At 42.2% G+C, this 10,488-nt stretch carries 9 protein-coding genes and 1 pseudogene; 5 read left to right on the plus strand and 5 right to left on the minus strand.

Going from position 1 to position 10,488, the window contains the following annotated elements:
• Positions 1 to 481: transposase (locus E4T71_RS06965; RefSeq protein WP_135038409.1), on the plus strand; the 481-nt coding region annotated here is incomplete at its 5' end.
• Positions 482 to 553: 72 nt separating this feature from the next.
• Here E4T71_RS06965 and E4T71_RS10500 read toward each other — a convergent pair.
• The 5 genes and pseudogenes from E4T71_RS10500 to hisS form a co-directional block, all read right to left on the minus strand.
• Positions 554 to 685: a hypothetical protein gene (locus E4T71_RS10500; protein WP_265588435.1), complete on the minus strand. Its 132-nt coding sequence runs from the start codon at positions 683 to 685 to the stop codon at positions 554 to 556.
• A 217-nt stretch (positions 686 to 902) separates the two neighbouring features.
• Positions 903 to 1,842: pseudogene (locus E4T71_RS06970) on the minus strand (YitT family protein).
• Positions 1,829 to 3,583 carry an aspartate--tRNA ligase gene (gene aspS, locus E4T71_RS06975; RefSeq protein WP_135038411.1) on the minus strand — a complete coding sequence of 585 codons (1,755 nt, stop codon included), beginning with the start codon at positions 3,581 to 3,583 and terminating at the stop codon, positions 1,829 to 1,831. The pseudogene E4T71_RS06970 and the gene aspS overlap by 14 nt, the downstream one beginning before the upstream one ends.
• Positions 3,584 to 3,587: 4 nt before the next feature.
• The gene (locus tag E4T71_RS06980) at positions 3,588 to 3,791 is read right to left on the minus strand and encodes a hypothetical protein (protein ID WP_135038413.1); all 204 of its coding nucleotides are present in this window, start codon (positions 3,789 to 3,791) and stop codon (positions 3,588 to 3,590) included.
• A 4-nt stretch (positions 3,792 to 3,795) separates the two neighbouring features.
• Entirely contained in the window at positions 3,796 to 5,088 is a 1,293-nt protein-coding gene (gene hisS, locus E4T71_RS06985; protein WP_135038415.1) for a histidine--tRNA ligase, read from the minus strand.
• A gap of 238 nt (positions 5,089 to 5,326) precedes the next feature.
• On the opposite strand from hisS, the gene E4T71_RS06990 reads away from it, so the two are divergent.
• The 4 genes from E4T71_RS06990 to E4T71_RS07005 form a co-directional block, all read left to right on the plus strand.
• Positions 5,327 to 9,421, plus strand: coding sequence for an LPXTG cell wall anchor domain-containing protein (locus tag E4T71_RS06990; protein WP_135038417.1), 4,095 nt, complete (start codon positions 5,327 to 5,329; stop codon positions 9,419 to 9,421).
• Positions 9,422 to 9,547: 126 nt separating this feature from the next.
• A complete protein-coding gene (rpmF, locus tag E4T71_RS06995; protein WP_135038419.1) occupies positions 9,548 to 9,730 on the plus strand; it encodes a 50S ribosomal protein L32 in 183 nt (60 codons plus the stop codon).
• An 18-nt stretch (positions 9,731 to 9,748) separates the two neighbouring features.
• Complete coding sequence (gene rpmG, locus E4T71_RS07000) at positions 9,749 to 9,898, plus strand: 50S ribosomal protein L33 (protein WP_002262412.1); 150 nt, start codon at positions 9,749 to 9,751, stop codon at positions 9,896 to 9,898.
• A 376-nt stretch (positions 9,899 to 10,274) separates the two neighbouring features.
• Positions 10,275 to 10,488: helix-turn-helix domain-containing protein (locus E4T71_RS07005; protein WP_135038421.1), on the plus strand; the 214-nt coding region annotated here is incomplete at its 3' end.

Below are 10,488 nucleotides of genomic sequence, written 5' to 3' on the forward strand. Positions count from 1 at the left end.
CGATAGGATGTTTCTTTTAGAAAGACAGTGGGAGGAGCTAGAACCAGAAATCAGACATCAAAAACGACAAGAAGAGCTCCGTCCCTTGATGGAAGAATTCTTTGATTGGTGTCGGGAGCAGTATGTCTTACCAGAGTCTAAGTTAGGCCGTGCTCTTAAATACAGTTTGGATTATGAGTCCACATTCAAGACTGTATTGGAAGATGGACGTCTAGTTCTCTCTAATAATCTGGCTGAGAGGGCTATTAAATCCTTGGTTATGGGACGTAAGAATTGGCTATTCTCCCAAAGTTTAGAGGGAGCAGAGTCAAGTGCTATTATCATGACCCTGCTTGAGACAGCCAAAGTCCATCAACTTGATAGTGAAAAATATATAGCTTATCTTCTAGAACATTTGCCAAACGAGGAGACTCTCGTAAAAAAAGAGGTTCGAGAGGCTTATTTACCATGGGCTCCAAAAATCCAAGAGAATTGTAGATAAAGAAAACTCCAAGATTAAAAGCAATCTGCTTATAATCTTGGAGTTTTGTCAATATACTCTGTTATTGGGCGCTTACATTAAATCTTTCAGATTTAGGAGGTCAAAAAGTACTTTAAAGAGAAGTAATCCTCCGTAATTCGTTAGATTTCCACCATCAAAAGAAAAAGTGTTGTTTTTAGAATTGTAATTTGTTAGACTGAACATATGGGTTTCCTTTCTATTTTGATATGGTTTGCGCTTATATCATAAAGGGGAAATCCTTTTTTGTCCAGTCAAAAGTCTCACCTAATGGGTGAAAATCAAAAACTTCCAGAAACCATGATGTATCAGCGATTCTGGAAGTTTTTTAGTTATGTATGAATAATTTGGGAGAAAATAAAAAAAGAGACCTAACGAAAAATATTTTCGCTGGTCTCATTTTTTAAAATTCAACAAAACGTCCTAGAACGTGCACATTATCTGCGATCGTCACAAAAGCCTTAGGATCTGTTTCCCGCATAATCCACTTAAACTCATGGTATTCTGCCCGGGTAATGATTGATTGTAATGAGCACAGCCTTCCGCTCATGCTCATAGGCTCCCTCAGCATCATTCAAAATGGTCACTCCCCGCTCCAATTTCGCATGAATTTCCTTAATCACCCGCTCCGGACAACTGGTCACAATCATGGCCTGCATTTTTCTCTGCTTGGTAAAAACCAAATCGGTAACCCGTGTAGAAACAAAGAGAGTCACCAAAGAATAAAAGGCGTAGGTCCAACCAAAGGAAAGACCGGCTAAAAGAATAATTCCACCGTTCAAAGCCAGGGACAAGTTACCGACCTGCCGACCCGTCCGCTTGCGGATAGTCAGAATCAAGACATCCATCCCACCGCTGGAGATATTGGCCCGCAGGGCCAAACCAATTCCCAAGCCCATCAGAACACCTCCGAAAAGGGCATTGATAATAGGATCAGCGGTCAAGGTCAAATCTGGAATCCACTCCATAAACAGACTCGAAAAACTAACCGTTATGAAGGTAAGGATCGTAAACTTTTGACCAATCTGATACCAGGCTAGAATCATCAAAGGAATATTAATCGCATAGTAAATTAGGGATAACTGCAGATTAACTCCTAGATGATTGGCCAACTGAGCTTGAAGAATCTGTGCCAACCCTGTTGCCCCTGCAGAATAGACATGTCCGGGCTGATAAAAGAAGTTGATTGCAATAGCGGACAAGATTCCATATAAGACTGCTGCCGATAATTTCTCATCATACTTCTCACGCGAAATGTTCTGCAAGAGCTTGATAAAGTGGAAACGCCTCCCTAGTTCATCCAACCAAAACCGAAAAGCACGGTAATATTTATTCCTTTTCATCCCCTTGAACCCGTAGACTCAGTTCTTCCAATTGGCTCAAAGCCACCGGACTCGGTGCCTGAGTCATAGGGTCTGTGGCCTTGTTGTTTTTCGGAAAGGCAATAACTTCTCGAATATTATCTTGGCCAGCTAGAAGCATGACAAAACGATCCAAGCCGATTGCCAATCCTCCATGTGGAGGGAAGCCATAATCCATAGCTTCTAAGAGGAAACCAAACTGTTCCTCTGCTTCTTCTTGACTGAAGCCAAGAGCTTTAAACATCCGTTCTTGTAGCTCTCTCTGGTTAATCCGAAGACTTCCGCCACCCAATTCATAACCATTCAAGACAATATCATAAGCAATGGCTTTCACCTTGCTGAGATCACCCTCGAGTTCAGTTGCAGTATCCATTTGTGGTAGTGTGAATGGGTGGTGGGCACTCATATAGCGGCCTTCTTCCTCAGACCATTCAAACATCGGCCAGTCTACAACCCAGAGGAAATCAAATCGACTCTCGTCGATAAGTCCCAGCTCTTTTCCTAAGCGCACGCGCAGCGCCCCTAGAGTAGCATTCGCCACTTCCATTTCGTCCGCAACAAACAGAATCAAGTCCTGCTCACCTAAAGCAAGATGAGAAACTAATTTCTCTTCATGACTAACCAAGAATTTAGCAACCGGACCTGTAAGAGCACCATCCACATACTTGATCCATGCTAGACCCTTAGCACCATATTGCTTGGCAACTTCGGTCAATTTATCGATGTCTTTACGCGAATATTGATCAGCAGCTCCGCGTACAACAATGGCCTTAACAGCTGGAGCCTCTGCAAAGACCTTAAATTCAACGTCAGACACAAGCTCCGTTAAATCTTCCAGCAGCATCTCAAAACGAGTATCCGGCTTGTCCACACCGTATAGACGCATCGCTTCATCATATTTCATTCGTGGGAAAGGTAGGCTTACTTCAATGCCCATAGTATCTTTCATAACCTTGGCAATCATGCCTTCTACCAAATCCTGAATTTCTTGCTCAGATAGGAAGGAAGTTTCCAAATCTACCTGTGTAAACTCTGGCTGACGATCTCCGCGTAGATCCTCATCACGGAAACATTTCACGATTTGATAATAGCGGTCAAATCCAGCATTCATCAAGAGCTGCTTGGTGATTTGTGGACTTTGAGGCAAGGCATAGAAATGTCCCTCGTGCACCCGACTTGGAACCAAATAATCCCGAGCCCCTTCTGGAGTAGACTTAGCCAAGAAAGGGGTCTCCACATCGATAAACTCGTGCTCATCCAAGTAGTTCCGGATACTGTGGGTAACCTGTGCCCGAAGTTTAAAGTTGGCCAGCATCTCTGGACGACGCAAATCAAGGTAACGGTAACGCAAACGGGTATCATCATTTACCTCAATACCATCCTTGATCTCAAAAGGTGTTGTTTTAGCAGTATTCAAAATAGTCAACTGCTCCACCTGCATCTCCACCTGTCCTGTTGGCAACTGATCATTAGCCTGCTCACGCGCCAAGATTTCCCCAGTCACCTCAATCACATACTCAGACCGTAAACTTTCAGCCGCCTGCATCACAGATGCATCCACCAATTCTGGATTGATAACCAACTGCATCAATCCTTCCCGGTCCCGCAAGTCAATAAAGATCAAGCCTCCCAAGTCCCGACGACGACCAACCCAACCTTTTAAAGTTAGCGTCTGACCAATTTGCTCCGAGCGCACACGCCCCGCATACATCGAACGTTCCATCAACCTATTCCTCTTTCTCTGTTTGATTTATTTCATGTAAAGTTTGAATAACAGTGCCCGTTATAAAATGAGCTAATCCAGCCAAAAAGCCAAAAATTAGGGCCAAATGGCGGTAAAAAAAGTCATTCCGAACAAGGGCACACACACAGCCAATGACCAAAGCCACCACAACTGCCTGAATAACCACCCCTAAAAGCCTCTTTTGCATGTCCTTACTCATTTCCTAGTGCCATTACCTGAGCCAGAATCGCTGGTGCATTCTGCTCTAAGTCCCGCATGGATACTTCCAACTGTTCTCTCGTTTTATTATTCTTCAAGACAACAGAACCAGACTCCAACTCGGATCCCCCTAGAGTCAGCAAAACCTTAGCCTGGAATTGATCTGCAGCCTTAAACTGAGCCTTTAGCTTACGATTCAAATACTCTCGCTCCGCTGTCAAACCTTGGCGACGCAAGGACTGAACCAAAAGGGTCGCAGCTTCATTGACTTCAACACCTAAGGTAGCTACATATACGTCCAAGGCTGGCAAACCTGGAAGCTCAACTTCTTGCTCCTCCAATAAGAGCAATAAACGTTCGACTCCAAGACCGAAACCAAAGCCTGGTGTCTCTGGACCACCGAAGTAAGATACCAAACCGTCGTAACGACCACCCGCACAGACCGTCAAATCGGATCCATTGACTTCTGTAATAAATTCAAAAATCGTGTGATTGTAGTAATCTAAACCACGTACCATCCTCGAATCCATGACATAATCAATACCCAAAGCATCCAAGAGTTTCTGCACTTGATCCAAGTGTTCCTGACTCTCCGAATCTAAATAGTCCAAAATAGAAGGTGCCCCTTCTACAACCTCTTGGTCAGCTTCCTCTTTAGAATCCAATACTCGCAGTGGATTCTCTTCCAGACGTCGTTGGCTATCTGCCGATAACGATTCCTTATGCGGTAACAGATAATCAATTAAGGCCTGACGATAGGCTGCTCGAGACTCTGGAGTTCCCAAACTATTCAAGTGCAAGCGAATCCCCTGTAAACCAAGCTCTTGGAAGAAAGCTGCCGCCATCGCGATAACTTCCACATCGGTAGCAGGATTGCTAGACCCAAAAGCTTCAACCCCGATTTGGTGGAACTCCCGCAAACGACCCGCTTGCGGCCGCTCATAACGGAACATAGATCCCATGTAAAAAAGCTTTACTGGCTTTTGCACTTCGGGTGCAAACAGCTTATTCTCTACATAAGAACGTACAACTGGGGCAGTCCCTTCCGGTCTTAATGTAATGTGTCGATCTCCCTTATCGTAGAAATCATACATTTCTTTACTGACGATATCGGTAGTATCTCCAACAGACCGACTAATAACTTCATAGTGCTCAAAGAGTGGCGTTCGAATTTCTTCAAACCGGTAGCGTCCAAAGATTTCCCGAGCCCGGGCTTCCACAAATTGCCATTTTCGAGACTCGCCAGGCAGAATATCCTGTGTTCCTTTTGGTTTCTGTAGTTTCATAACGTTCCTTTTCCTTTTGTTACATTAGTACAATTTTAGCACAAATCCCCCCTCTACGAAAGTTCTATCCCCCACTTCATCATCTTACTTGAGAGTAGTCCAACGAGTTCCGCTTATCCTACTTTCAAGTAAATACAGCCGAACTATCAACTCTCTATACTCTTGAAATATTCGGATTATAGTTGGTTTATCACAGTCTTTCTGATACAATAAAAATATCAAACAATAGGAGATACCCATGGAAAAAAAGGCTGTTTATAAGTATATGTTAAGAGCTTCTCTTCTGCTAGCACCATTTGTCTTATCGACTACACTAGCTCAGGAGCATGTCTCGGCTGATGGTTTAACCCCTACAACTGAAACTCTACAAACGGATACCAATCAACCGAACAGCAATCGTTCGGATTTATCAGAAACTCCAACGGAATCAATCGAAGCTCCCATTGCAGATCAGCCGCTCGAGGCAGTTGCAATCGACTCTAACACCTCAACGACTTCCCTAGAACAAGCACGGGAGAGTGAAAAAGGGCAGACCCTCACGGTCGCTGGTAAAGTCATCAGTAAAGTCAACGCTTGGGGTGGAAATGGCTTCTACATCCAAGATACCGCTGGCGATGGCCTCTACGTTTATCCCGGCAAAAAGCAAGATGTAACCATGGGAGACACCGTCCAATTAGAGGGGACCTTGGGCGACTTCAATGGTGAACTGCAACTAACCAAGGTGGCTAATCTTACCAAAGTCGCTGACATCCCTGTTCCTGAACCAACTGTCACAACGGTTGAAGGCTTAACTGATAAACTCCAGTCTACTCTCGTAACCTTAAAAAATGTGACAGTTGGTTCCATCTCTAGCGATAAAAATGGAACATCAACTTTTAACATCAGCGACCTCAATGGCCAAACCGTTGCCGTCCGTGTGGATAGCCGTACAGGTATTACCAATGCCATTTTAACCAATCTGATTTCAGAAAATGACACCATCAACATCACTGCCATTTTATCCACATATAGAGGTAAAAACCAATTAAAACCATTCTTGGAAAATCAATTCGAAGTGGTTAAAAAAGGGACAGCACTCCCTCCAACAGAAAAAAGTATCTCCATCGGAGAAATCCAGGGAGAAAGTCACACATCCCCTCTCGAAAATCAAACAGTGACTGTTAAAGATGTGGTCGTAACTTACGTTGCCAACAAGAATCATTTCTATGTACAGGATATCGTACCCGATGGCAATCCTAAAACATCCGATGGAATCAACGTTTTCCTAACAAACCATCAAGTAGCTGTTGGAGATCGCGTAACCGTGACAGGAAAAGTGGTTGAATATCTTGGAGCTGGTTATAGCGAAAAAGCACAAACCGATTTGACCACCACCCAAATTGCAGCAACATCTGTTGTCAAAGAGGGTACAGCCACTGTACCTGCACCAATTCTTCTCGGCATTGATCGCATCGCCCCAACAAAAATTATTGAAGACGATGCTTTTTCATCATTTGATCCAGATACAGACGGCCTTGATTTTTGGGAATCACTAGAAGGAATGCTTGTCGGAATTGACAACGCTAAAGTGCTTGGTCCGCAATCCAACAAAGAAATCTATGTCGTTCCAGGGAATTATACTGGACCGATGAACAAGGTCGGAGGTCTGACCTTAGAAGCAGACAATACCCATCCCGAGAAAATTGCGGTACTGTTTGATAAAAATCTAGTCACCAAAACAGGTGACTCCTTCCAAGGACGCATTTACGGTCCAATCTCCTACGGTTATACCAATTATAAATTACTAGCTACCGTTGCCAATTCCCCAGCGGTCACAGATGGTGGTATAAAACCTGAAGTTACAACGATTATCAAAGATCCAAATAAGCTCACCATCGCCTCTTATAATATTGAAAATTTCTCAGCCAATAACAAAACAACCAACAATGCCAAAGTCAAACGCATTGCTAAATCTTTTGTCCACGACTTAAACTCTCCAGACATCATTACCCTTATTGAGGTTCAAGACAACAATGGTACGACCGATGATGGTACAGTTGATGCTAGCCAAAGTGCTCGTCGCTTAATTGAAGCCATCAAAGCCGAAGGAGGACCGACTTATCAATACATTGACATTGAACCCGAAAACAACATGGATGGCGGTGCTCCTGGATCCAATATCCGCACAGGATTCCTTTACAATTCTGAACGCGTATCTTTATCGGATAAACCAAAAGGAGATGCCACAACGCCCGCAGCTTGGGAAAACGGAGAATTAAAACACAGTATTGCCCGCATCGATCCAACCAATGCAGCCTGGAAAAACTCCCGTAAACCAATCATTGCAGAATTTCAATTTAACGATCAAAAGATCAATGTAGTTGCCGTTCACTTAAATTCAAAACGTGGAGATAATGGACTATTCGGAAAAGTTCAACCAGTCAGCTTTAAATCCGAAACACAACGCCACCAAATGGCTAACATCATCCATCAATTCATCTCCGAGGGAATGAAGCAAAATGCCGATTTAAACGTTGCTATGCTCGGAGACTATAATGACTACGAATTCACCAAAACGCTAGACATCATCTCTGGAGACATCATGTCCAATTTGGTCAGTCGCCATGATCTAGCCGATCGCTTCTCCTACTTCTATCAAGGAAACAACCAATCCCTTGATAATATCGTCATCTCCAACAATCTCCTCGACCGTTACGAGTTTGACATGGTACACGTAAACTCCATCTTTATGACCAACCACGGCAGAGCCTCTGACCATGATCCACTATTACTACAACTGGATCTCCGGAAAAAACAACATGGGGATGGTATAAAGACAGAACTAAAACCTGAGTTCGACCTAGAAAAACTTAAACTTCACAAACATGGGGATGGTATAAAAACCGAACTAAAACCTGAGTTTGACCTAGAAAAACTTAAACTTCACAAACATGGGGATGGTATAAAGACAGAACTGAAACCTGAGTTCGACCTAGAAAAACTTAAACTTCACAAACATGGAGATGGTATAAAAACCGAACTGAAACCTGAGTTCGACCTAGAAAAACTTAAACTTCACAAACATGGGGATGGTATAAAAACCGAACTAAAACCTGAGTTCGACCTAGAAAAACTTAAACTTCACAAACATGGGGATGGTATAAAAACCGAACTAAAACCTGAGTTTGACCTAGAAAAACTTAAACTTCACAAACATGGGGATGGTATAAAAACCGAACTAAAACCTGAGTTCGACCTAGAAAAACTTAAACTTCACAAACATGGAGATGGTATAAAAACCGAACTGAAACCTGAGTTCGACCTAGAGAAACTTAAACTTCACAAACATGGGGATGGTATAAAGACAGAACTAAAACCTGAGTTCGACCTAGAAAAACTTAAACTTCACAAACATGGGGATGGTATAAAAACCGAACTGAAACCTGAGTTCGACCTAGAAAAACTTAAACTTCACAAACATGGGGATGGTATAAAGACAGAACTAAAACCTGAATTCGACCTAGAAAAACTTAAACTTCACAAACATGGGGATGGTATAAAGACAGAACTAAAACCTGAGTTTGACCTAGAAAAACTTAAACTTCACAAACATGGGGATGGTATAAAGACAGAACTAAAACCTGAGTTTGACCTAGAAAAACTCAAGCTTCAGCAACATGGGGATGGTATAAAGACAGAACTGAAGCCTGAGTTTGACCTAGAAAAACTTAAACTTCAGCAACATGGGGAAAGCATAAAGACAGAGCTGAAACCTGAGTTCGACCTAGAAAAACTTAAACTTCACAAACATGGGGAAGGCGTAAAGACAGAACTAAAACCTGAGTTCGACCTAGAAAAACTTAAACTTCACAAACATGGGGAAGGCATAAAGACAGAACTAAAACCTGAGTTCGATCTAGAAAAACTCAAAGAGAAACAACATGGAGATGGAACTACGGCTGAAAACAAGCCAGTTCTTGACCCAGAAAAACTCAAAGAGAAACAACATGGCGACGGAACTACGGCTGAAAACAAACCGGCTCTTGACCCAGAAAAACTCAAAGAGAAACAACATGGCGACGGAACTAAGACTGAAAACAAACCAGTTCTTGACCTAGAAAAGCTCAAAGAGAAACAAGAGGAAGTCAAAAAACCATCAGAGAAGATCACACCATTAAGTCATCAAAGCAACCGAAATACAACGGCACTAGCTTCACAATCTAAGAAGAATGAATCTTTCCAACCTAACCGCTTACCAAACACATCTGCTCAAGAATCAGCCGCTCTAACAGCAATGGGATTCGGTTTGTTGGTAACCCTTGGAGCCGTTAAAACCAAACGTCGCAAATCTTAATGCTAGGATCACTGACAAATCTTTTTTGAAAAAAGTTGTCAAGTAACTTTACTTTACAATTCATTTGTGTTATTCTTTTAAAGTTGACGAATCGTCAAAGAATATTCTATTGGAGGAAATAAAGAAATGGCAGTACCTGCACGTCGCACATCAAAAGCGAAGAAAAACAAACGTCGTACACACTACAAATTGACAGCACCATCTGTTCAATTCGATGCTACAACTGGTGACTACTCACGTTCACACCGTGTATCTCTTAAAGGATACTACAAAGGACGTAAAATCGCTAAAGCTCAAGCAGCTGAATAAGAATAGAAGGGAGCACTCATGCGCGTAAATATCACACTTGAACACAAAGAATCTGGTGAACGCTTGTACCTTACTTCTAAAAACAAACGCAACACACCAGACCGTCTTCAATTGAAAAAATACTCACCAAAATTGCGTAAACACGTAATCTTTACTGAGGTGAAATAGGGTATCAATACATGTCAATAGGTGCTGGAAAGCCTTATAAATCAAGCTTTCTGAAAACATGAATTTCACTACATTACATTGAGATTCAGTTTTATGGCAACCTTTTTCGAAATTCACTTGAAAGACAAGTCACAGATGAGAAGAAAAATCCTAGTTTCTACACTAGGATTTTTTGTTAATATCTACAAATAGAACTTGCACTACAGTTCAATAATAGATATAATAGAAAGGAAAAAGGATAGTTGCGTCAACAACTACCCTTAGTAGAACCGTTTAAGACGGTGGCTCGTTTTACAGATTAAATCCGTCTAACCTAGCCAAAGTGGGGACGGATTTATACTTAACAAAAAACAAAAATAGCTGTATACTATAAGGTATGAAAGTCGCACTAAATGAATATCAAATTAGCGAATTGAAGCAAGCCCTGAAAGATAAAAAGAATGCACAGCACCATAGGAAAATTCAAGCTCTCATTCTCTACTCTGAATGTCAGAATTTAACAGCAGTAGCTAAATCAGTAGGTTTTGTTCATCAAACTGTACGAAACTTATTGAACCGTTATCTAGAAGGAGGTTTAGAGGCACTCCTTA

This window comes from Streptococcus sp. WM07 (assembly GCF_004570525.1).
Taxonomy (GTDB): domain Bacteria; phylum Bacillota; class Bacilli; order Lactobacillales; family Streptococcaceae; genus Streptococcus.

Bases quoted from the DNA above. Each gene is read 5' to 3' on its own strand.
- E4T71_RS10500 (WP_265588435.1), bottom strand. From the start codon at position 685: ATGTTCAGTCTAACAAATTACAATTCTAAAAACAACACTTTTTCTTTT.
- aspS (WP_135038411.1), bottom strand. From the start codon at position 3,583: ATGGAACGTTCGATGTATGCGGGGCGTGTGCGCTCGGAGCAAATTGGT.
- E4T71_RS06980 (WP_135038413.1), bottom strand. From the start codon at position 3,791: ATGCAAAAGAGGCTTTTAGGGGTGGTTATTCAGGCAGTTGTGGTGGCT.
- hisS (WP_135038415.1), bottom strand. From the start codon at position 5,088: ATGAAACTACAGAAACCAAAAGGAACACAGGATATTCTGCCTGGCGAG.
- E4T71_RS06990 (WP_135038417.1), top strand. From the start codon at position 5,327: ATGGAAAAAAAGGCTGTTTATAAGTATATGTTAAGAGCTTCTCTTCTG.
- rpmF (WP_135038419.1), top strand. From the start codon at position 9,548: ATGGCAGTACCTGCACGTCGCACATCAAAAGCGAAGAAAAACAAACGT.
- rpmG (WP_002262412.1), top strand. From the start codon at position 9,749: ATGCGCGTAAATATCACACTTGAACACAAAGAATCTGGTGAACGCTTG.